Source organism: Flavobacterium sp. (genome assembly GCF_965657075.1).
Classification (GTDB): Bacteria; Bacteroidota; Bacteroidia; order Flavobacteriales; family Flavobacteriaceae; genus Flavobacterium.
Genome location: NZ_CBFHMV010000014.1, coordinates 28526 through 50079, shown reverse-complemented (window position 1 = coordinate 50079; position 21554 = coordinate 28526). Strand labels below are relative to the sequence as shown.

The 21554-nt window shown below is 30.6% G+C and carries 21 protein-coding genes; 11 read left to right on the top strand and 10 right to left on the bottom strand.

The features are described from left to right. Window positions 1-14: 14 nt before the first annotated feature. The 6 genes from ACTF56_RS09100 to ACTF56_RS09075 all read right to left on the bottom strand — a co-directional run bounded on the left by ACTF56_RS09100 (window position 15) and on the right by ACTF56_RS09075 (window position 3955). Window positions 15-629: a YiiX/YebB-like N1pC/P60 family cysteine hydrolase gene (locus ACTF56_RS09100; protein ID WP_438966589.1), complete on the bottom strand. Its 615-nt coding sequence runs from the start codon at window positions 627-629 to the stop codon at window positions 15-17. Next, complete coding sequence (locus ACTF56_RS09095) at window positions 629-1180, bottom strand: hypothetical protein (RefSeq protein ID WP_438966588.1); 552 nt, start codon at window positions 1178-1180, stop codon at window positions 629-631. Before ACTF56_RS09095 ends, ACTF56_RS09100 begins: the two co-directional genes overlap by 1 nt. After that, on the bottom strand, window positions 1170-1868 hold the full coding sequence (gene truB / locus ACTF56_RS09090) for a tRNA pseudouridine(55) synthase TruB (RefSeq protein WP_438966587.1): 699 nt from the start codon (window positions 1866-1868) through the stop codon (window positions 1170-1172). Before truB ends, ACTF56_RS09095 begins: the two co-directional genes overlap by 11 nt. Then, window positions 1868-2665, bottom strand: a complete 798-nt coding sequence (locus tag ACTF56_RS09085; protein ID WP_438966586.1) for an undecaprenyl-diphosphate phosphatase — start codon at window positions 2663-2665, stop codon at window positions 1868-1870. The genes truB and ACTF56_RS09085 overlap by 1 nt, the downstream gene beginning before the upstream one ends. A 67-nt stretch (window positions 2666-2732) precedes the next feature. Beyond that, on the bottom strand, window positions 2733-2978 hold the full coding sequence (locus ACTF56_RS09080; protein ID WP_438966585.1) for a DUF3098 domain-containing protein: 246 nt from the start codon (window positions 2976-2978) through the stop codon (window positions 2733-2735). A 101-nt stretch (window positions 2979-3079) separates the two neighbouring features. Next, on the bottom strand, window positions 3080-3955 hold the full coding sequence (locus ACTF56_RS09075; RefSeq protein WP_438966584.1) for a cell division protein FtsX: 876 nt from the start codon (window positions 3953-3955) through the stop codon (window positions 3080-3082). 113 nt (window positions 3956-4068) lie between these two features. On the opposite strand from ACTF56_RS09075, the gene ACTF56_RS09070 reads away from it, so the two are divergent. The 7 genes from ACTF56_RS09070 (at window position 4069) to ACTF56_RS09040 (ending at window position 13619) form a co-directional block, all read left to right on the top strand. Further along, window positions 4069-5733, top strand: coding sequence for a hypothetical protein (locus tag ACTF56_RS09070; protein ID WP_438966583.1), 1665 nt, complete (start codon window positions 4069-4071; stop codon window positions 5731-5733). Between the two features lie 3 nt (window positions 5734-5736). Beyond that, window positions 5737-7248 carry a toxin-antitoxin system YwqK family antitoxin gene (locus ACTF56_RS09065; RefSeq protein WP_438966582.1) on the top strand — a complete coding sequence of 504 codons (1512 nt, stop codon included), beginning with the start codon at window positions 5737-5739 and terminating at the stop codon, window positions 7246-7248. Between the two features lie 129 nt (window positions 7249-7377). Beyond that, window positions 7378-10317, top strand: coding sequence for a leucine--tRNA ligase (locus tag ACTF56_RS09060; RefSeq protein ID WP_438966581.1), 2940 nt, complete (start codon window positions 7378-7380; stop codon window positions 10315-10317). Between the two features lie 82 nt (window positions 10318-10399). After that, entirely contained in the window at window positions 10400-11065 is a 666-nt protein-coding gene (locus ACTF56_RS09055) for a hypothetical protein (RefSeq protein WP_438966580.1), read from the top strand. A gap of 149 nt (window positions 11066-11214) precedes the next feature. Next, entirely contained in the window at window positions 11215-12324 is a 1110-nt protein-coding gene (ald, locus tag ACTF56_RS09050; protein WP_438966579.1) for an alanine dehydrogenase, read from the top strand. Window positions 12325-12433: 109 nt separating this feature from the next. Next, the gene (locus tag ACTF56_RS09045) at window positions 12434-12844 is read left to right on the top strand and encodes a hypothetical protein (RefSeq protein ID WP_438966578.1); all 411 of its coding nucleotides are present in this window, start codon (window positions 12434-12436) and stop codon (window positions 12842-12844) included. Window positions 12845-12932: 88 nt separating this feature from the next. Further along, the gene (locus ACTF56_RS09040) at window positions 12933-13619 is read left to right on the top strand and encodes a zinc metallopeptidase (protein ID WP_438966577.1); all 687 of its coding nucleotides are present in this window, start codon (window positions 12933-12935) and stop codon (window positions 13617-13619) included. Between the two features lie 73 nt (window positions 13620-13692). Here the strand turns inward: ACTF56_RS09040 and ACTF56_RS09035 are convergent, their stop codons facing one another. Continuing rightward, window positions 13693-14163 (bottom strand): Lrp/AsnC family transcriptional regulator, encoded by a 471-nt coding sequence (locus tag ACTF56_RS09035; protein WP_438966576.1) that lies wholly within the window; start codon window positions 14161-14163, stop codon window positions 13693-13695. A gap of 68 nt (window positions 14164-14231) precedes the next feature. Beyond that, window positions 14232-15602 (bottom strand): saccharopine dehydrogenase family protein, encoded by a 1371-nt coding sequence (locus tag ACTF56_RS09030; RefSeq protein ID WP_438966575.1) that lies wholly within the window; start codon window positions 15600-15602, stop codon window positions 14232-14234. Window positions 15603-15722: 120 nt separating this feature from the next. Here ACTF56_RS09030 and ACTF56_RS09025 point away from each other — a divergent pair, with 120 nt between their 5' ends. Together ACTF56_RS09025 and pckA are read left to right on the top strand one after the other, a co-directional pair. After that, window positions 15723-16106 carry a DUF423 domain-containing protein gene (locus ACTF56_RS09025; protein WP_438966574.1) on the top strand — a complete coding sequence of 128 codons (384 nt, stop codon included), beginning with the start codon at window positions 15723-15725 and terminating at the stop codon, window positions 16104-16106. A 73-nt stretch (window positions 16107-16179) separates the two neighbouring features. After that, a complete protein-coding gene (gene pckA, locus ACTF56_RS09020; protein WP_438966573.1) occupies window positions 16180-17805 on the top strand; it encodes a phosphoenolpyruvate carboxykinase (ATP) in 1626 nt (541 codons plus the stop codon). 69 nt (window positions 17806-17874) lie between these two features. Here pckA and ACTF56_RS09015 read toward each other — a convergent pair whose 3' ends face one another. After that, complete coding sequence (locus tag ACTF56_RS09015; RefSeq protein WP_438966572.1) at window positions 17875-18633, bottom strand: uroporphyrinogen-III synthase; 759 nt, start codon at window positions 18631-18633, stop codon at window positions 17875-17877. 12 nt (window positions 18634-18645) lie between these two features. Further along, the gene (locus tag ACTF56_RS09010; RefSeq protein ID WP_438966571.1) at window positions 18646-19311 is read right to left on the bottom strand and encodes a DUF4271 domain-containing protein; all 666 of its coding nucleotides are present in this window, start codon (window positions 19309-19311) and stop codon (window positions 18646-18648) included. A 103-nt stretch (window positions 19312-19414) separates the two neighbouring features. On the opposite strand from ACTF56_RS09010, the gene ACTF56_RS09005 reads away from it, so the two are divergent. After that, window positions 19415-20137 (top strand): polyprenol monophosphomannose synthase, encoded by a 723-nt coding sequence (locus tag ACTF56_RS09005; RefSeq protein WP_438966570.1) that lies wholly within the window; start codon window positions 19415-19417, stop codon window positions 20135-20137. Next, window positions 20137-21480 (top strand): dihydroorotase, encoded by a 1344-nt coding sequence (locus ACTF56_RS09000; RefSeq protein ID WP_438966569.1) that lies wholly within the window; start codon window positions 20137-20139, stop codon window positions 21478-21480. The genes ACTF56_RS09005 and ACTF56_RS09000 overlap by 1 nt, the downstream gene beginning before the upstream one ends. The last annotated feature ends 74 nt before the right edge of the window (window positions 21481-21554 follow it).

Here is a 21554-nt window from a genome sequence, read left to right as displayed (position 1 = left end):
AAAATTTGGAATTTTTATTTTACAATTCCAATAATTTTTAATTTATCAGATGTTGAAATTCCACCAGGATTACAACCCAATTCTCCTTCCGGGATTTCCATTTTTAATTTTTCATAATAATCAATCCAAACTTGGAAATAGTTTTCTGAATTAGGTTCTTTAAAAGTCATTGGAGTTAATTCGAAAAAGGGTTTTTCATAAGCTGATAAAAAGGCATCATAAATCAATTCCGAACAATAATAACTGCCATTATCATACAAATAAGCTTCGTCATATGGAACACCTAGTTGCGAAAGTGAAAAATCGATTGCTTTTGGAATATACTTGCGGTATTTTCTTTTCAATCTGCCAACATACATGGTGTCAGAAGTGTAAGTTTTAAATGTTTCTAAAGGAGTTAATTTCACATTTTTTCCAGCAGCTTCAATTACAAAAGTAGAATCGTTTTTTATGTAAACTATTCCTAAATGGCTAAAATCTTTATGGTCAAATCCTTCAGTAACAGCATTTATAGCAATACATAAATCACAATTCATGGATTTAAAAATGATGTCACCTGTTTTTAGTTTTACGTTTTTTTGTGCAAAACAACATGTGGAAAAGAGTACAATTAAAAGATGTTTTTTCATTAAAACGTCATTAAAGAAAAACCTAAACTAAAGCTTCCCATTTCTTGTTGATGTATTTCGAAGCCATAAAAACTGGCATCAAGAAATACAGAAATATCATTATCTGTAGTAATTCCTAATCTGGCTTTGTAATAATTACCAGACAAACTTCCTCTTCCTAGAGCAAAACTTTGTCCAAAACCGCTCTGAATTAACAAACGAGTTTCACCACTAATTATTGGGTTGAAAGTTACTTGAGCATAAACAGGTACAGAAACTAATTTGGGTGTAATTTTCCAATCTATACCAGAATGAATACTCAAACCTACCCATTTATTATGATGAATTCCATAGCCAAATTTAGTACTTATTCCATCCGGAACAATCATATAATCGCTTCTGTTTCCGTAATCATCAATTTCTCCATAAGTATCGTTCCCTTTTAATGGAATAGTAATTTCAAATTGCGAGAAGATGATTTTGTCACCAAAAGGTTCAGATGTTACTTTTTTTTGAGCTGCAAGCTGTATAGTATATGTTATGAAAAGGAAAAATAAGAATTTAATTTTCATGATTCAAATTTTCAACAAAATCGTCAGGTGAAAGAGCATTTTCAACAGAATAAGCACCAATTTTTGTTCTACGTAAAGCAGTTAAATGTCCGCCAGAATTCAAAGCAAATCCAAAATCATAAGCTAAAGAACGAATGTAAGTTCCTTTACTACATTGTACTCTGAAGTCAATTTCGGGCAAAGCAAATCTTGTAATTTCAAATTCATAAATCGTAGTTTTTCTGGATTGAATTTCAACTTCTTCACCTGCTCTAGCGTGTTCGTACAATCGTTTTCCATCTTTTTTTATAGCTGAAAAAACAGGTGGTTTTTGATCAATTTCACCTAAAAATTGTGTTACAGTTTCTTGAATTAATATTTTTGTGATATGTTCAGATGGAAAAGTAGCATCAACTTCAGTTTCTAAATCATAAGATGGAGTTGTAGCACCAACAGTAATTGTACCTGTGTATTCCTTTGTTTGAGCTTGTATTTCTGAAATGCTTTTTGTGAATTTTCCTGTACAAATTATTAATAAACCAGTGGCTAATGGATCTAAAGTTCCAGCATGACCAATTTTGAATTTTTTTGGTAAATCAAAATGGTTTTTCAAAGCATATTTTAACTTGTTAACTGCTTGAAAAGACGACCATTTTAAAGGTTTGTCAATCAATACAACTTGTCCGTTTAAGATGTCTTCTTTTGTCATTAAATCACTGTTAATTTCTGAACAAAAAAGTGAATTAGTAACACCGCAATTCCTGCAATGATTCTGTAATAGCCAAACATTTTAAAACCATGTTTACTTAAGTATCCAATGAAAGATTTAATGGCAATCATCGCAACAATAAAACCAACAACATTCCCAATAATCAAAAGGTTTACTTGGTCATCGGTTAATACAAAACCAGCTTTATAAAAGTCATACGATTTTTTTACAGTTGCTCCCAACATAGTTGGAATTGCTAAAAAAAATGAAAATTCAGCAGCAGTTGTTCTTGTTAATTTCTGGCTCATACCTCCAACTATACTAGCACCACTTCTTGAAACTCCGGGAATCATAGCCAAACATTGAAAAACTCCAATTTTAAAAGCTGTTGGATAACTTATTTCTGATGGAACTTCTTCTTTTGGTGTATTGCCAAACCAATCGTCTACTTTTAAAAGTAAAATACCTCCAATTATTAATGAAATTGCAACTGTAATGGGATTTTCTAAAAGCGAATCAATAAAATCACTTAACAATAAACCTAAAACCACAGCAGGAATAAAAGCTACAAAAAGTTTAAAGTAAAAATCAACCGATTGAAAAAAGCGCTTGAAATACAAAACAACAACGGAAAGGATAGTTCCTAATTGGATTACAATGGTAAAAAGTTTGGTGAAATCATCTTGTGCAATACCAAAAAATGAAGATGCGATGATCATGTGTCCTGTTGAAGAAACAGGTAAAAATTCGGTTAATCCTTCAATGATTGCAAGAATTATGGCTTGGAGTGTATTCATGTTTTAGTGATTAGTGAATAGTAATTTGTGAATAGTATTTTTCGAATTACTATTCACTTGTTACTAATTACTTTTTAAAAGGATTTTTCATTATTGAGTAAATAGTTACTCCAAAACCAGCTAATACTACTGTTGGAGCCAGTCGAATTCTTCTGAAACTGAATAAAGCTTCTTCATCAAAAGTATTAGGGTCTTCAGTTCCACCGCCAGTCATTAATATAAAGCCAATCGCAATAATTGCTAGCCCAATTAAAAGGATTTTATAATTTACTTTATCAAATAAAAATTCAGGTTTATTTTCTTCGTTTTTCATTTTTTTTAAATTTTCGCCACAAAGGCACTAAGGAGCAAAGTTTATAATTAATTTTTTTTTAAGTAATAAGTTACTGAACACTTATTACTGAATACTGAACACTAATATAAATCGTCTGTTTTCAAATTCAAGAAACGTTGTGTTGCAAAGAAAGTACTGATCCAAGTTATAATAATTCCAAATAAAAACACACCCAAAACCACAATCCCTATGGAAACATAATCTTTAGCAATTTTTAAATCAGGCATTAATGAATCAACATAATGGACCAAGACTAAAATAGCCACAACCGCAAGTGATGAGCCAATAAATCCTAATTTAATACTTCTCCAAATGAACGGTTTTCTAATGAAAGATTTTGTAGCACCAACCATTTGCATAGTTTTGATGGTAAATCGGTGCGAATAAATAGACAATCTTAAAGAACTATTAATAAGAAGCATTGCAATTACTGCCAAAACAATACTAATTATCAAAATCCAAAATGTAATTTTTTTAATGTTATCATTTACTAAATCAACAAGTAGTTTGTCATAAATTATTTCAGAAATCATATTGTTTTTCTTGAAATCTATTTCAATTTTTTTGATGCTATCGGCCTGAACGTAATCGCCTCTTAAATTAACATCAAACGAATTTAAAACTGGATTTACACCAACAAATTCCAAAAAGTCTTCTCCAAAAATATCAGCATTGTTTATAACCGCACTATCTTTGTTAATGTAATGATGTTCTTTTACAAATGCAGCATTTTTAAGTTCTACATCAAAAGCTTTTAACAAACTGTCATTAGCTTCATTTTTAAAGGAAATGCTCATAGGAATATTCTCTTTAAAGTCGTTCGTGATTTTTTTAGAATTAATCACAAATAAACCCAAAGTTCCTAATAAAAATAAAACCAAAAAAATACTCAACACCACCGAAAAGTAGGATGAAATAAGTCTTTTTTTGTTATATTTTTCAAATGATGAAGCCATAAATATTGATTTTCGATGTAAAAATAAAAAAGAATTTCGGTTTATGGGGAATATAACAACAAAGTTTTAACTTTAGTGTTATAAAATGTATTTTTGTGATTAAATTTAAAATTATGTGTCAAAGGATTTTTGTTTTAACAGTTTTTTTTCTCTTGATTTTTCAAACTTCATTTGCACAAGAAGTTACAATTCCTTTCAGAGATGGAAATAAATGGGGATTTTGTGATGTAGATGGGAAAATAACTGTTTCACCTCAATTTGATGGTTTTCGTTTTGGAAATTTTGGCGATTACCATGATTTCATTTACACAAAAAAAGATAATTTAGAAGGTGTTTTTTTTAATGGTAAAGAAATTTTGAAACCTATTTATTATGAAATTTTTCAACAGCAAGATCGTTTTATAGCAAAATCGAACCAAAAAAAGCAACTAACTCAAATTTTTACCATTAAAGGTGAACCAATTTTTGATAAAGAAGTCGCTTTAGTATTAGATTATGGTTTTTTGCGTAATGATGCTTATGTTTATCATGTTTTGCATCCAAATAATTTAGAAAGTGTATATGTTTTTGACATTATACAACAAAAAATTACGCAAATTCTTTACACAAACATGTTTAGTATATCAAGAATTAAAAAACAATTTGATGTTAACCAGTTTGTTTTTCTAGTTCAAAAAAATAAAAATAGTGATTTGGTTGAAGAAACTTGGGACATAACAAAATTACCATTAGTTAAAAATAATTTGGGATTTCGATATATGAAAGAAGATGAGTATTTATCCTTTTTTGCAGATAAATATCCTAAAAATGAATATTCTACAAGTAAATATTCTACAAATGGTTATGAAATGTCTTCTGGTGATTTAGATTATTTGGATTATGTTGTCGCTGCTCCACCAGTTGCTAGTGAACGTAATGATGATTATGTTAAAGGAAAAACTAAAGAACCTGTAATAAAAAATCATTTCAATTATCAGTTTAAAAAACAAAATTCTTCATACGTTTTAGAAAAAAGAAATTATAAAACGTATAGCGAAAAAGAAGAAATTACAGTCAATATTCCCGAAAATGCTTCAAACATAGAAATTAAATATGATAGTTTTAATACAATAAATGATACTAATGATGAAATTTCGCACACTAGTTTTATTAAATATCAATTGAACAATAAAATAACGCTTTTGTTTTCAAATGATATTGAAAATCCAATAAGTTTTGATTTTGTTGACGAAACATATTCGCGATTAAAACATAATAATTACAAAACAAATGGGTTTGTATTTTTGGTAGGAAATTTGGACGAAAAAAATCAATTGAAATATGGTTTGTTTTCTAATGTTAAAAAGCAAATTGTTCCTTGCAAATATGATGCTTATCAATTCATTCAGCTGGTAAATACAACAGGGGAAAATATGTATGTTTTTACAGAAAACACCAAAAAAGGCATCATTTATTCTGACGGGACTACTATGTTAAACGTTACATATGATGTAATAGATTTGATAAAAAGCAATAGTGGTGCAAATCCGTTGGTATCTATTGCTAAAGACAATAAATTTGGATTGGTATATAATTACAACAATAACATTGAAGTTGTTGAACCTGTTTTTGATTATCCAATTAAAGACATTATTAAATCGTACCCAAACATTAATAACCGTCAACTATTTGATACAAAAATATCTGCAAAAAAAATTGTATTAATAGAATTACAAGATAAAAACGGAATTTTCAAGGGTTTTGCCAACACAAACGGAACACTATATTTTAAAAATTAAATCATGAAAAAAAGTATAATTCTATTGTTTATAATGCAGTGTTTCTTGTCGTTTTCTCAATATTATACAGAAAATGAATATTATAAAGTTGATGTTCCTGATTTAAAAGAAGCTTCCAAGTTTTATTTCAACGAATACGAATTTAATCCAGCCGAAATTGCAACAACTTTAAAAGAAGTTGAAACAGCATCAAAAGCCAATCAAAATCCCTCAATACAATACGATATTTATAAATCAGGAACGGTTTCGACACGAGTTTTAGTTAGAGTTAATAATAAACTATTTTCTGAAAGCACATACGAGAACGGACTTTTATCAGGAAAAAAAACCATTTATCATGGTAATGGAAATCCGTTTCACGAAATCGACTATCTCAATGGAAAAGCCAACGGAATATATAAAATGTTTAGCAATGATGGTGATTTAGTATTTGAGACGGAATACAAAAACAATCAAAAAAACGGAAAACGCATTTTTTACATGCAAAGACGAAGAGATGGAACAATCGAAGGAACTTATAAAAATGATGTTTTAGAATCCGATTTAACTTTAACTAAGGAATATTCAAAGTATATTTTACCAAAAAACTTAAAATCAGGAAAGGTTAAACAATACAGCCAAAATTTTTTAATAGCTGAATTTGAAATAATTGGAAATGGTTATTTGCACGGCGAAGCAATTGTTTATAACATTTCCAATTTAAAACCACTTTCTAAAATCAATTATAAATACGATAAAAAAGATGGTTTTGCCGAATATTACAGCAAACATGGTGAATTGATGGCAAAAAATGAATTCAGAAACGACAAACCTGTTGGCGAACATAAATTTTATACTAAAGATTTTGTGTTGACTTCCATTAAAAATCATGACGATTTGGGCAACAAAAACGGAACATCAACTACTTTTTATCCTGATGAAAAAAAATGGATGGTTACCGAATATAAAAATGACAAACCTATTTTTCAAGAAGGTTTTGATAGCAATGGCGAATTAACTTCTCGTATGGAATTTGACAACAACGGTCAAGAAAAAACATCAAAAACCTATAAAAACGGCATTCTTATTTTGGAAGTATTTACAGAAAATGGTCAACGTAATTTAGATAAATCGTATTACGAAGACGGTACGCTTTTTAGTATCGGAACCAAAAAAGCACATCAATTTGAACGTGTTTTTTATACTAAAGACGGTTCTATATATCACACCAATAAAATCAGTAATGATGGAAACAAAATAGGAATTCACAGAAACTGCTCTTTAGTAGGCAATGATATAAAAACTTATGATGAAACCCATTATGATCAAAAAGGCAACAAAATAAAATGGGTTTATTATACAAATCAAGGAAAAATAGAATACAATTATCGAAATAATGCACAACACGGCAAAGCAATTCATTTTGACAAAGAAGAAAACATTACCAGAGAAGACTATTATTTTGAAACTAAAGGAAGAACAAAATTAGTAACTAAAGAAGAATTTGAAACCCTTTCAAAAGCTGAAAAAAAATAACTTTTTTACTTTAAACAGATAACGTACTTTTGCACCTTAAATTTTTGGTTCACAGTTGGTGGTTTGTAGTTAATAGTTCAATGAAAAGACTAACAATAAACCAAAAACAACAAACAATAAACAAACAGAATGAAATACAATCCAAACGAAATCGAAGCCAATTGGCAACAATATTGGGCTCAAAACCAAACATTTGCTGCAACAAATCACTCAGAAAAACCAAAATATTATGTATTGGACATGTTTCCTTATCCTTCTGGAGCAGGATTACACGTTGGACATCCATTAGGTTACATTGCTTCGGATATCGTGGCTCGATACAAACGTCACAAAGGATTTAATGTATTACATCCACAAGGTTACGATTCATTTGGTTTACCAGCCGAACAATATGCGATTCAAACGGGTCAACATCCAGATAAAACGACCAAGGAAAATATTGCTCGTTACAGAGAACAATTAGATAAAATTGGATTTTCATTTGATTGGAGTAGAGAAGTTCGTACTTCAAATGCGGATTATTATAAACATACCCAATGGATTTTCATTCAATTATTTGAATCTTGGTATAATAATGATTCCAACAAAGCTGAAAGTATTTGCACCTTAATTCAAGAATTTGAAAAGAATGGAAATGCCAATGTAAATGCAGTTTGCGATGATAATACTGTTGCTTTTTCGTCAAGCGAATGGAATGCATTTTCATCAGAAGAACAACAAAAAATACTTTTACAATATAGATTAACCTATTTAGCAGAAACAGAAGTCAACTGGTGTCCAGGATTAGGAACGGTTTTAGCCAATGACGAAATCGTAAACGGAGTTTCAGAACGTGGTGGTCATCCTGTAATTCGTAAAAAAATGACCCAATGGTCGATGCGAATTTCAGCTTACGCAGAAAGATTATTACAAGGTTTAAACGAAATCGATTGGACAGAATCTCTAAAAGAATCCCAAAGAAACTGGATTGGAAAAAGTGTAGGAGCGATGGTAACATTCAACGTAAAACCAACAACTAACAACCAACAACCAGCAACCATAGACGTTTTTACAACTAGACCTGACACCATTTTCGGAGTAACCTTCATGACATTAGCACCAGAACATGATTTGGTAGCTAAAATCACAACACCTGAGCAAAAAGAAGCCGTTGAAGCTTATGTTCATGCAACAGCAAAGCGTTCCGAAAGAGAGAGAATGGCTGATGTAAAAACTATTTCAGGAGTTTTCACAGGTGCCTATGCCGAACATCCTTTTACCAATGAACCGATTCCCGTTTGGATTGGTGATTACGTTTTAGCAGGTTACGGAACAGGAGCAGTTATGGCAGTTCCTTGTGGTGATGAACGTGATTATGCTTTCGCGAATTTCTTTAAAGGAACAAACGGAATGCCTGAAATCAAAAATATTTTCGACCAAGATATTTCAGAGGAAGCTTTTGGAGCTAAAGAAGGTTTCAAATTGGTAGATTCTGATTTCTTAAACGGTTTAGGCTATAAAGAAGGAACAAAAAAAGCCATTGAAGCTTTAGAAAATATAAAACAAGGTAAAGGAAAAACAAATTACCGTTTGCGTGATGCTGTTTTTTCGAGACAAAGATATTGGGGTGAACCGTTTCCAGTTTATTATGTGAACGGATTGCCACAAATGATTGATAAAAAACATTTGCCAATTGCTTTACCAGAAGTTGAAAAGTATTTACCAACAGAAGATGGGCAACCACCTTTGGGGAACGCAACGCATTGGGCTTGGGATACAAAAGAATTACGAATTACGAATTGCGAATTAATTGATAATGAGACAATTTTTCCTTTAGAATTAAATACTATGCCAGGTTGGGCTGGTTCTTCTTGGTATTGGATGCGTTATATGGATGCACATAACGAAGAAGATTTTGCAAGCAAAGAAGCTTTAGACTATTGGCAAAATGTAGATTTATACATTGGTGGAAGCGAACACGCAACCGGACATTTATTATATGCTCGTTTTTGGAATAAATTCTTAAAAGACAGAGGTTTTGCACCAACAGAAGAACCTTTCAAAAAATTGATTAACCAAGGAATGATTTTGGGGATGAGTGCTTTTGTATATCAATCTATAAATGAGAATAAAAGTGCTCCTACAATTTATTTGTCAGAAGGGCTTATTCATAAAGATAATATTGAAAGTGATTGGTATCTAAAGAAAGATGAATTATTTTTAAAAAATGGTTTAACTAAAGAAGATGCTAATAAAACAACTTTTAGAGCTATAGCTATAGACATCTCAATCTTAAAAAATGAAAACGAAGTTGATGTTGAAAAATTAAAAGATTGGAGACCTGAATTTAAAGAAGGAAATTTCTTTTTCGAACAAGACGGAAAATTTAAAGTTTTACGCGAAGTAGAAAAAATGTCAAAATCGAAATACAACGTAGTTAATCCAGATGATATTTGTAATGAATATGGTGCAGATACGTTGCGTTTGTATGAAATGTTCCTTGGTCCATTAGAACAAGCAAAACCTTGGAACACTGCTGGAATTACAGGAGTTTTTGGTTTCTTAAAAAAACTATGGAGATTGTATTTTGATGATAATGGTTCAATTGTAACCAATGACGAACCAACTGCTGAAATGTACAAATCGTTACACAAAACCATCAAAAAAGTAACTGAAGATATCGAGAATTTTTCATTTAATACTTCGGTTTCCCAATTCATGATTTGTGTGAATGAGTTGGCTACTTTAAAATGCCATCATAGAGCTATTTTAGAACCATTAGCCATCGTAATTTCACCTTATGCACCACATATTGCTGAGGAATTATGGAAGCAATTAGGTCACGAAGGTTCAATTGCAACGGTAGATTTTCCAATTTTTGATGCTAAATATTTAGTAGAATCTGAAAAAGAATATCCAGTTTCTTTCAACGGAAAAATGCGTTTCACTATGAAATTGCCTTTGGATTTAACGCCAAAACAAATTGAAGAAATCGTAATGGCAGATGAAAGAACAATTGCTCAATTAGCAGGGAATACTCCTAAAAAAGTAATTATTGTTCCAGGTAAAATTATTAATTTGGTAGGTTAAAAGTTGTTAAAGTTTAATTAAATAGCAATTGTCTAATCTGATTCTTACATTATTTTTGTTTGATAACTTTAAAAATTTTCAAATGAAAAAAGTAATTGTGTTTTTGTTTTTAGTTTCAAGTAGTTTACTAATAGCTCAATCTACTGATGAAACTTCAGAAAAGAATGTAAAAACCGAAGTGTACATTGGTTTAGGAGCTTCTGTTCAAAGCAAATTTTCTTTAAATGATAAGTTAAAAGCTGCTGGTACAGCTGAATTAAATGAAACTACTCCAGAGTTATTAATTGGATTTAATGTTTTTGGTTCAAAATTTTCCGGCGATGCAGAATTTGGTTTTGCAGCTTCTGAAAATGATTTAGGAAATACTGAAAACAGAAACATTGCATTCACATCTAGGTTGAGAGTTCATTATAATTTGATTAACAAAGAAAAAGTAGCCTTTACAGGAGGTATTAATCTTTCGGCAACTAGCTCGGAAGTTGATATTTTTACCAAAAACAATGCCATTGATCTAAATAATTTAGCAGGTTTAACTAGCAATCATGTTTCTTTAAAAAATCAAATGTTTTATGTGGGTCCTTCGGTTTCATTGTACCTGTTGAAGCATAAAAAATCTTCTATTAGAGCAAATTTTGGCTACGAATTGGCCTTTACAAATGGAAAATGGAAGTCTGATTTTGCAACGGTAAACAATACAGTTAAAGAAAACGGTAACAATAGATTTGTTTTTGGAATTAGCTTATTATAAATTTATTGTTCAGTTTTTGATAATAATACAAATACCCTTAATTTTATAGGGGTATTTTTTATTTATTAATAAAAATTTTAAATCAACCCCTAAGTTTTTTATATAATTCATTTTTAATTACGACTTTTGATAAACAAAATCCTTAAAAAATGAAAATAGGAGTTCCTAAAGAAATTAAAAATAATGAAAGCAGAGTTGGAATGACTCCTGCTGGAGTTTATGAACTGACCAAAAACAATCACATCGTATTTATTCAGTCTACCGCTGGTGAAGGAAGTGGTTTTTTTGATGAAGATTACGAAAAAGTAGGTGGAATTATTCTTAAAACAATTGATGAGGTTTACCAGATTAGCGAAATGATTGTTAAGGTAAAAGAGCCAATTGAAGAAGAATACAAACTCATTCAACCCAATCAAATTATTTTTGCTTATTTCCATTTTGCTTCAAGCGAACCTTTAACTTTTGCCATGTTAAAAAGTGATTCCATTTGCATTGCTTACGAAACAGTTGAAGATTCTGACGGAAGTCTACCCTTATTAACACCAATGTCAGAAGTTGCGGGAAGAATGGCCATCCAACAAGGAGCCAAATATCTTGAAAAACCAATCAAAGGAAGAGGCGTTTTGTTAGGCGGTGTTCCTGGTGTTCCACCTGGTAGAGTTTTGATTTTAGGCGCTGGAGTAGTTGGTGTTCAAGCCGCAAAAATGGCAGCAGGTTTAGGAGCACACGTAACAATTTTAGACACCAACATGAAACGATTACGTTATGTAAATGATGTAATGCCTCCTCATGTTATAACAGAGTTTTCTAGTGAATATAACATCAGAAAACACATAAAAGATCACGATTTAATTATTGGAGGAGTTTTAATAAAGGGTTCAAAAGCACCAAAGTTAATTACAAAGGAAATGCTAAAAGAAATGCGACCAGGAACTGTAATTGTTGACGTTGCAGTAGATCAAGGCGGTTGTTTTGAAACTACAAAACCAACAACACATGAAAATCCAACCTACATTATTAACGATGTAGTTCATTACTGTGTTGCCAATATGCCAGGAGCTGTACCGTATACTTCTACCATGGCATTAACAAATGTGACACTTCCTTACATACTCATGTTGGCAAATTTGGGTTGGGAAGAGGCTTGTGAGAAATCTCCAGCTTTAACTAAAGGATTAAACATAGTTAAAGGTAAATGTGTGTACGAAGAAATTATTGAAGCCTTTGAATGGAAAGACAGAGCATTAGTAAAAAGTTAATATTTTTTATAATACTTCTTATATAAAGCCTAATATCATCTAGATTTAGGCTTTTTTTGTAACTTTTTTTAAATTTTGCGTATAATATACATAACTTAAATTTTATAAAATGAGAAGAAATAGTGGTGCTTTAATTTTTGGGATTTTAACAATTGTAATCGTATTAATTGCTTCCATGATGTTTGGTTTACCAAGATATAACGTGTGGCAACAAGAAATGGCAGGAAAAGCTGAGATGGCAAAAGCGGAACAAAATAGAAGAATTTTGGTTGAAGAAGCTAAGGCTAAATTAGAAGCTGAAAAATTAAATGCTCAAGCCGAAATTGAAAGAGCCAAAGGTATGGCAGAAGCAATGAAAGTAGAAAATGGAACTCTTAGTGAAACCTATAACCAATATCTTTTTATTAGAACTTTAGAGAAATTAGCTGACAAAGGTGATTTGCCTCAAATTATTTATGTGCCTTCAAATGGTTTGTTGCCAGTTATGGATATCAATAAAACAGTAAAAACCACTAATTAATATCTAATAAACGTCATTTTGTCATTTTTTAAAATTGGAATATAATTTGATATTTGTTTTGTAAATTTAACTTTAAAAATAAAAATATATGTTTGATACAGGTTCGTTAATTCTAGGGGGAGTTATTATGTTGTTTAGTTGGTTGGTTTCCAATCGATTAAAATCAAAGTTTGAGCACTATTCTAAAATACAACTTCGAAACGGAATGAGTGGTGCAGAAATTGCCGAAAAAATGTTAGCCGATAATGGTATTAGAGATGTAAGGGTTATTTCAACTCCAGGTAGATTAACAGATCATTATAACCCTGCTGATAAAACAGTAAATCTATCTGAAGCAGTTTATAATCAAAGAAATGCAGCTGCCGCTGCTGTTGCCGCTCATGAAGTTGGTCATGCGGTTCAACATGCTACAGCTTACAGTTGGTTAACTATGCGTTCCAAACTAGTACCCGTAGTTCAAATTGCATCCAATTTTATGCAATGGGTACTTTTAGCAGGAATATTAATGATAAATACTTTTCCGTCATTATTGTTAATTGGTATAGTTTTATTTGCTACTACAACTGTATTTTCAATTATTACTTTACCTGTGGAATATGATGCAAGTAACAGAGCGTTAGCATGGATGAAAAATAAAAACATGTTAGGTCAACAAGAATACGCAGGTGCTGAAGATGCTTTGAAGTGGGCTTCTAGAACATACTTAGTAGCTGCTTTAGGTTCGATTGCAACTTTAATGTATTACATTATTCGTTACATGGGAGCTAGAGATTAAATACACCAAAAAACAAATTTATAAGACCGTTTCAACTTATTTGAAACGGTTTTTTTATTTCTAAACTTTTAGTTTATAACTGAATTTGTCTTTCAATTTGTTGGTCTAATGAAATAAATGTTTCTGTTCGTGAAACGCCTTCAATACTTTGAATTTTTTTATTTAAAATTTGCATCAAGTGTTCGTTGTCTTTGCAAATTATTTTGATAAGAATACTCCAGTTTCCAGTAGTGTAATGGCATTCTAAAACTTCTGGAATCTTTCTTAATTCGCGAACAGCATCACTGTTGTTTGCCGCTTTTTCTAAGTAAACACCCACAAAAGCAACCGTTGTGTATCCCAAAACTTTATTGTTCACAATGAATTTTGAACCTGCAATCACACCAGCTTGTTCTAGTTTTTTCAACCGTTGATGAATAGCTGCACCGGAAATTCCGATTTTATTAGCAATTTGAAGAATGGGTTTTCGTGCATCTTCCATCAAATCACGAAGAATTTCTTTGTCAATACCGTCTATTTCAATTTGTAAGTGATTTACCTTCATTTGCTTTCAATTAATGAATAAAAATACAAAATCAATTTCAATTTTTTTTAAAAAACAATAAATAAAAATTAATTTTTAATATTCAAAGGATTGTACCCTAAATAAGGAACATTCATTTCTTTAAAATTTACACCATAATCTTCCAATTCTTTTAAAATAGGCAAATAAATCTCCTTTGTAATTGGCATTTGAACCCCATAAGTAGTGATTTCTTTGTTTAGAATTTTTAAAGTAGCAATAGCAACAGGTAGGCCAACAGTTTTAGCCATAGAGGTATAGGTTTGATCGTCGCCTAAACATACCATTGTAGCATCAATTTGTTTTTTTTCACCATTTAATTCGTACCCAAATTTATGATACATAACAATCATATCTTTGTCATCTGGTTTTAGAGTCCATTTTTCGGTAAGTATTTTTTCTAAAATTTGAGCTGGAGTTGCTTTTTTAAGTCCTACTTTTTTGTTGGCATTAAAAATATCCAATTCCACTAATTTATCCCAAATAATATCATCTTGTTCAATTTTTTGAATGTACCTCAATTTAATTTCGACAGTATCTGTTGGATGATAGGGTAAAAACGAATTCGTAAAATCTCTATAACTCATATTTTCAGAATCTTCTATAACATACGAATCATCAGTCATTCCCAATTGCACCAAAACATCCCATGCTCGAGAATAACCAACTCTTCTCATAGTACCTCTATAAACTGTCAACGCATTATCTAAGCCATAAGCACTTCTGTATTTTAAAGAATCTCGGTTGGCATAAGCTTCAAATCGACCAAAACCCTCAATTTCTAAAAATTCAGTCCTTCTAAATAATTTGTTATAGGGAATATATTTGTAAGTTCCTTCCTGAATAAATTTAGCTACACCACCTTGTCCTGCTAAAACCACATTTCTTGGATTCCAAGTAAATTTATAATTCCATAAATTGGAGTCGCTTTCAGGAGCTACTAAACCGCCACAAAAAGATTCAAATAAAATTACATTTCCACCTTTGGCTCTAATTTCGTCTAAAACTTTCATGGCACTCATATGATCAATTCCTGGATCAAGACCAATTTCATTCATAAAAACCAAATTATTTTTTTTTGCCTCTTCATCCAATTCTTGCATAGCTGGACTAATGTAGGAAGCTGTAACCATGTGTTTTTTGAAAGAAATACAATCTTTAGCAATTTCAATATGCAAATGTGCAGGCAACATTGAAATTACAATATCAGCATTGTCAATTGCCTTTTTACGTTCCTTTTCATTAAAAATATCTATTGCAATTGGACTAGCATTTTTATGATTATTGGTTTTACTTTTCGCTAAATCAATATTTAAATCGGCAATGGTTAAATGAAGATTTTCAGATTCAGATTTATCTAAAAGGTATTTTATAAGGGAAGATGCCGACTTTCCAGCACCAAATAAAAGAATTTTTCTCATCAGTTTGTTGTAAATATCACACAAAACTAAACAATTGTTATATTTATTAAAAGAATTTTATGATTAATATCACTCCTAGCTAATAAATGATTTTATACCTTTGTAGAAATAAAAGAATTTATGTCACAAAAAATAGTCCTTACAGCATTAATTTTAGGAGCTTTAGCCATAGCTTTAGGAGCATTTGGAGCTCACGGATTGAAGAAATTTTTATCGATTGAACAATTAAATTCTTTTGAAATTGGTGTAAGATATCAAATGTATCATGCGTTATTTTTGTTGTTTGTTGCTCAGACTAATTTCATAACAGATAAACAAAAAATGATCGTTTTTTTATTGACATTATTTGGAATATTGTTTTTTAGCGGTTCAATCTATTTACTAGCCACCTCGACAATCACAAATATTAAGTCAAAATTCCTAGGACCTATTACTCCAATAGGAGGATTATTGTTAATATTCTCATGGTTTTACTTATTTTACTGCATAATTATTAAAAAATAGATTAAAAACACGATTTCTAAAATAATATTTATAATTTTGCATTCTCAACTAGAAGCAACATAACTAACTTTTTATGGACACAAACACCCAATTTACGAAAACGATTGCGTTAGAAAAATACGGTATAAAAAACGTAAATGAAATCATTTATAATCCATCTTATGAGCAATTGTATAATGATGAATTAGATCATAATTTAAAAGGATATGAAAAAGGACAGTTAACCGAATTAGGTGCTGTAAATGTAATGACTGGTGAATTTACTGGTCGATCTCCTAAAGATAAGTATATTGTTAAAGATACTGTTACTGAAAATACCATTTGGTGGACATCAGATAAAGCAGCTAATGACAATAAAGGTATTTCACAAAATACTTGGAATGCATTAAAAGAAAACACAGTAAATCAATTATCTGGCAAAAAATTATATGTAGTTGATGCTTTTTGTGGTGCAAATGAAAACACACGTTTAAAAGTGCGTTTCATTATGGAAGTTGCTTGGCAAGCTCATTTTGTCAAAAACATGTTCATTAGACCAACAGAAGAAGAATTAGAAAATTACGGCGAACCTGATTTTGTTGTCATGAATGGTTCTAAAACATCATTTAAAGATTATGCGGCTCACGGGTTAAATTCGGAAGTATATGTAGCTTTTAATCTGACTGAAAAAATCCAATTAATTGGTGGAACTTGGTATGGTGGAGAAATGAAAAAAGGATTGTTTTCCATGATGAACTATTATTTACCGTTACAAGGAATTGCTTCAATGCACTGTTCTGCTAATAAAGGTAAAGATGGAGATGTTGCAGTTTTCTTTGGACTTTCAGGAACTGGAAAAACAACCTTGTCAACAGATCCAAAACGTGAATTGATTGGTGATGACGAACACGGTTGGGATAATGAAGGGGTTTTTAATTTTGAAGGAGGTTGTTATGCAAAAACAATTGATTTAAGTAAAGAAAATGAACCAGATATTTATGGTGCAATCAAAAGAGATGCACTATTGGAAAATGTAACGGTTGATGCCAATGGCAAAATTGATTTTAAAGACGGTTCGGTAACGCAAAACACTAGAGTTTCTTATCCAATTGATCATATTCAAAATATTGTTAAACCAGTTTCTAAAGCAGGTCATGCAACTAAAGTAATCTTTTTAACTGCAGATGCTTTTGGGGTAATGCCACCTGTTTCTAAATTAACACCAGAACAAACTAAATATTATTTTTTATCAGGTTTTACTGCTAAATTAGCAGGAACGGAAAGAGGTGTTACAGAACCACAACCTACATTTTCTGCTTGTTTTGGGAAAGCTTTTTTATCACTTCATCCTACAAAATATGGGGAAGAGTTGGTAAAAAAAATGGAACAAAATAAAGCAACAGCTTACATGGTAAATACAGGTTGGAATGGAACAGGAAAGAGAATTTCAATAAAAGACACAAGAGCTATTATTGATGCTATTTTAGACGGTTCAATTGAAAATGCAGATACAAAAATAATTCCCGTTTTTAATTTTGAAGTTCCAACATCATTAAACGCTGTTAATGATTCTATTTTAGACCCAAGAGACACTTATGAAGATGCAACTGTTTGGGCCAACAAAGCGACAGATTTAGCAAAACGTTTTATTGCTAACTTTGAGCAATATACAGATAACGAAGAAGGAAAAAACCTTGTCAATGCTGGACCAAAAGTTTAGTTAAAAATTAAAAGTATAAAAACAAAAAAGCCTTTCAATTGAAAGGCTTTTTTTATGGAATTTAAGAAATTATTTTCCTTTATTAACTTCTGAAATGTATTTTTCTAGAGCTCCTGTCATGGAAGGTGTTTCAGGTGAAGGAGCAAAAATATCTATTCTTAAACCTCTATCAGTAGCTTCTTTTTGAGTGGTAGCCCCAAAAACTGCAATTCTTGTATTGTTTTGTTTAAAATCTGGAAAGTTTTTAAATAATGATTGTATTCCAATAGGACTAAAAAAGGCTAAAACATCGTAATATACATCTTTTAAATCAGATAAATCACTCATTACTGTTTTGTAAAAAACACCTAATTTCCAGTCAATTTTTAATCCGTCTAAAACTTGTGGCACATCATCATTTAAATTGTCTGGAGCAACAAGTAAATATTTTTCGTCTTTATATTTTTTGAAAATAGGAGTTAAATCTTTAAAATCTTTTTGTCCTACATAAATTTTTCTTTTTCTATAAACTACATATTTTTGTAGGTAAACAGCAATAGCTTCAGATTGACAAACATATCTTAAATCTTCAGGTACTTTGTAACGCATTTCTTCTGCAACTCTAAAAAAATGATCAATGGCATTTCTGCTAGTAAGAATAATAGCAGTAAAGTTATTTAAATCAATTTTTTGTTGTCTTACATCTTTAGCAGTAACACCTTCAACGTGAATAAATGTTCTAAAATCTATTTTAACTTTCAACTTTTGCTGAAGATCAAAATAAGGTGAATTCTCAACTTTTGGTTCTGGTTGCGAAACCAAGATGGTCTTAACTTTGCTGTGCGGCATAATGCAATACTTCTATTTTTTTGTAATCCAATAATATATGAAATAATACGGTCCTATTTCAAGCGTGCAAAGATACAAAATAAAATAAAATATATTGCGTAAAATTAAATTTTGATAATTTTTAATGGTAGTTATGTAGAAGTATGTACTTATTAATAAGAGAATTAAAACCGTAGCTCCTATTAAAACTGATGAATTTACGTTATTGTAAAATAAAACAATCACAACAGGAAGTAGGATTAAACCAGTATAGGATCTGTAATTGACCTTTTTTAAATTAAAAGAATCAATAAATTCTTCAATATTAAATGCAGTAGCTATGATTTTTTCTAAATAAAATTTAATCAAAATAAAGATGGAAAATGAAGTAAATATTTGAATAAAAGTTATCCAATTTGTTTTAGTGGTGTATCCGTAAAAACTTAAAATAATTTGAACAAAAAAACTTAACGAAATTACTTGAATAAAAAACAACGAAATTGTAAATCTGCTGAACAAGTTACTTGTATCTCTATATGTTGTTACGTATTTTTTAGTAAAAGGTAAATTTAAAAAATCACCAAATTGAGATGCATTTATTGATTTGTTTACAGCTAAAACAATAAAACAAAGCATAAATAAAAGGGTAGCCCAATCTTTATTTTCAATTATTCTTTGGTTTATTTCTAGTGCTATCATAAGTCGTCAAAATTACAAAATAAACTCGATTTGAAGAATTATAATTTTATTAATAAAAAAGGTTTTAAAAAAGCTTATTTTTGCACCCAACAAGAAAACAATTATGAGTAACAAACTCGTCATAATTCCCACATACAACGAAATTGAAAACATAGAAAGTATTATAGAAGCTATTTTTATGTTAACTGTTCCTTTTGATGTTTTAATTGTTGATGATAACTCGCCCGACGGAACTTCCATAAAAGTTAATGAGCTTCAAAATAAGTTTCAAGGCCAACTTTTTTTAGAGATAAGAGCAAAAAAATCAGGTTTAGGAACGGCTTATGTTCATGGTTTCAAATGGGCGTTAGCTCATGATTACGACTATGTTTTTGAAATGGATGCCGATTTTTCTCACAATCCAAAAGATTTAGAAAAATTATATAATGCTTGTCAGTCAGGTGCTGATTTGGCTATTGGATCAAGATATTCTAATGGTGTTAATGTGGTCAATTGGCCTTTAAGCAGGGTATTGCTGTCCTATTTCGCATCAGTTTATGTCAGATTAATAACTGGAATGAAAATTGCAGATGCCACAGCTGGGTTTGTATGTTATAAAAAACAAGTATTACAAACAATAAATTTGGATCGAGTAAAGTTTATCGGATATGCGTTTCAAATTGAAATGAAATACCGAACTTTTGTCCAAAATTTTAAAATAGAAGAAGTCCCGATTATCTTTACTGATAGAACTAAAGGACAATCAAAAATGAGTGGAAGTATCATAAAAGAAGCCGTTTTTGGGGTAATAATGTTAAGAATAAGAAAATTATTTAATAAATTATAATGAGTTCAATACTTATAAAGAATGCTAAGATTGTAAATGAAGGTCAAATTTTTGAAGGGGAGCTGTTAATTGAAAACGAAATTATTGTTGAAATTGCTACTCAAATTAGTTCAAAATCGTCTGAAACAATCATAATAGATGCAGAAGGAAATTATTTGTTACCCGGAGTTATTGATGATCAAGTGCATTTTAGAGAGCCAGGATTAACGCACAAAGGAACTATTGAAACTGAAAGTAGAGCTGCTGTTGCAGGTGGAATCACTTCATTTATTGAGCAGCCTAATACGGTGCCAAATGCGGTTACTCAAGAGTTGTTAGAAGAAAAATACCAAATTGCAGCCAATACTTCGTATGCCAACTACTCATTCATGATGGGTGGAACAAATGATAACTTGGAAGAAATTTTAAAAACTAACCCTGAAAATGTTGCAGGTTTAAAACTTTTTCTAGGTTCATCTACAGGAAATATGTTAGTAGACGATCAAGAAACTTTGAAAAACATATTTTCATCTACAAAACTATTAATTGCCGTTCATTGTGAAGATGAAGGAACTATAAAAGCAAATTTAGAAACTTATAAAGAGCAATACGGAGACGATATTCCCATGAATTGTCATCATTTAATTCGTAGTGAAGAGGCTTGTTATATTTCATCGTCAACTGCAATTAAATTAGCTAAAGAAACTGGAGCAAGATTGCATGTATTTCATTTGTCAACTGCTAAAGAAATGGAACTATTTACCAATAAAATTCCGTTAGAAGAAAAACAAATTACTGCAGAAGTTTGTATTCATCATTTGTGGTTTACTAATGAAGATTATGATAAAAAAGGAGCTTTTATAAAATGGAATCCGGCAGTAAAAACACAATTAGATAAAGAGGCACTATGGAAAGCCTTGTTGAATGATACTATAGATGTTATAGCTACCGATCATGCGCCTCACACTTTAGAAGAAAAAAATAATAAATATTTAAATGCTCCATCTGGAGGACCTTTAGTACAACATGCTTTAGTAGCTATGTTTGAAGCACATTTGCAAGGAAAAATTTCAGTAGAAAAGATCGTAGAAAAAATGTGCCATAATCCAGCTAAGATTTTTAAAATTAGAAATCGTGGTTTTATTAAAGAAGGTTATTTTGCCGATTTAACAATTGTAAATAGTCACTCTCCTTGGAATGTTCAAAAAGAGAATATTTTATATAAATGTGGTTGGTCTCCTTTTGAAGGAACAAATTTCAAATCTAGAATACTGCATACTTTTGTAAACGGTAAACATGTTTACAATAACGGTAAAGTTAAACCTGGAACTTTTGGAAAACGTTTGTTATTTGATCGAGTTTAATTGATTTAAGAGTATATCAAGAATCATTTTCTCACAATAATTACTATTTTCAAAGAAATAATTAAATCAATATT

Excerpts from the sequence above, each read along its gene's own strand:
- ACTF56_RS09010 (WP_438966571.1), bottom strand. The coding sequence starts at position 19,311 with ATGATAGCACTAGAAATAAACCAAAGAATAATTGAAAATAAAGATTGG.
- ACTF56_RS09095 (WP_438966588.1), bottom strand. The coding sequence starts at position 1,180 with ATGAAAATTAAATTCTTATTTTTCCTTTTCATAACATATACTATACAG.
- truB (WP_438966587.1), bottom strand. The coding sequence starts at position 1,868 with ATGACAAAAGAAGACATCTTAAACGGACAAGTTGTATTGATTGACAAA.
- ACTF56_RS09065 (WP_438966582.1), top strand. The coding sequence starts at position 5,737 with ATGAAAAAAAGTATAATTCTATTGTTTATAATGCAGTGTTTCTTGTCG.
- ald (WP_438966579.1), top strand. The coding sequence starts at position 11,215 with ATGAAAATAGGAGTTCCTAAAGAAATTAAAAATAATGAAAGCAGAGTT.
- ACTF56_RS09015 (WP_438966572.1), bottom strand. The coding sequence starts at position 18,633 with ATGCCGCACAGCAAAGTTAAGACCATCTTGGTTTCGCAACCAGAACCA.
- ACTF56_RS09000 (WP_438966569.1), top strand. The coding sequence starts at position 20,137 with ATGAGTTCAATACTTATAAAGAATGCTAAGATTGTAAATGAAGGTCAA.
- ACTF56_RS09055 (WP_438966580.1), top strand. The coding sequence starts at position 10,400 with ATGAAAAAAGTAATTGTGTTTTTGTTTTTAGTTTCAAGTAGTTTACTA.
- ACTF56_RS09060 (WP_438966581.1), top strand. The coding sequence starts at position 7,378 with ATGAAATACAATCCAAACGAAATCGAAGCCAATTGGCAACAATATTGG.
- pckA (WP_438966573.1), top strand. The coding sequence starts at position 16,180 with ATGGACACAAACACCCAATTTACGAAAACGATTGCGTTAGAAAAATAC.
- ACTF56_RS09085 (WP_438966586.1), bottom strand. The coding sequence starts at position 2,665 with ATGAATACACTCCAAGCCATAATTCTTGCAATCATTGAAGGATTAACC.
- ACTF56_RS09045 (WP_438966578.1), top strand. The coding sequence starts at position 12,434 with ATGAGAAGAAATAGTGGTGCTTTAATTTTTGGGATTTTAACAATTGTA.
- ACTF56_RS09080 (WP_438966585.1), bottom strand. The coding sequence starts at position 2,978 with ATGAAAAACGAAGAAAATAAACCTGAATTTTTATTTGATAAAGTAAAT.
- ACTF56_RS09070 (WP_438966583.1), top strand. The coding sequence starts at position 4,069 with ATGTGTCAAAGGATTTTTGTTTTAACAGTTTTTTTTCTCTTGATTTTT.
- ACTF56_RS09100 (WP_438966589.1), bottom strand. The coding sequence starts at position 629 with ATGAAAAAACATCTTTTAATTGTACTCTTTTCCACATGTTGTTTTGCA.
- ACTF56_RS09040 (WP_438966577.1), top strand. The coding sequence starts at position 12,933 with ATGTTTGATACAGGTTCGTTAATTCTAGGGGGAGTTATTATGTTGTTT.
- ACTF56_RS09035 (WP_438966576.1), bottom strand. The coding sequence starts at position 14,163 with ATGAAGGTAAATCACTTACAAATTGAAATAGACGGTATTGACAAAGAA.
- ACTF56_RS09030 (WP_438966575.1), bottom strand. The coding sequence starts at position 15,602 with ATGAGAAAAATTCTTTTATTTGGTGCTGGAAAGTCGGCATCTTCCCTT.
- ACTF56_RS09075 (WP_438966584.1), bottom strand. The coding sequence starts at position 3,955 with ATGGCTTCATCATTTGAAAAATATAACAAAAAAAGACTTATTTCATCC.
- ACTF56_RS09005 (WP_438966570.1), top strand. The coding sequence starts at position 19,415 with ATGAGTAACAAACTCGTCATAATTCCCACATACAACGAAATTGAAAAC.
- ACTF56_RS09025 (WP_438966574.1), top strand. The coding sequence starts at position 15,723 with ATGTCACAAAAAATAGTCCTTACAGCATTAATTTTAGGAGCTTTAGCC.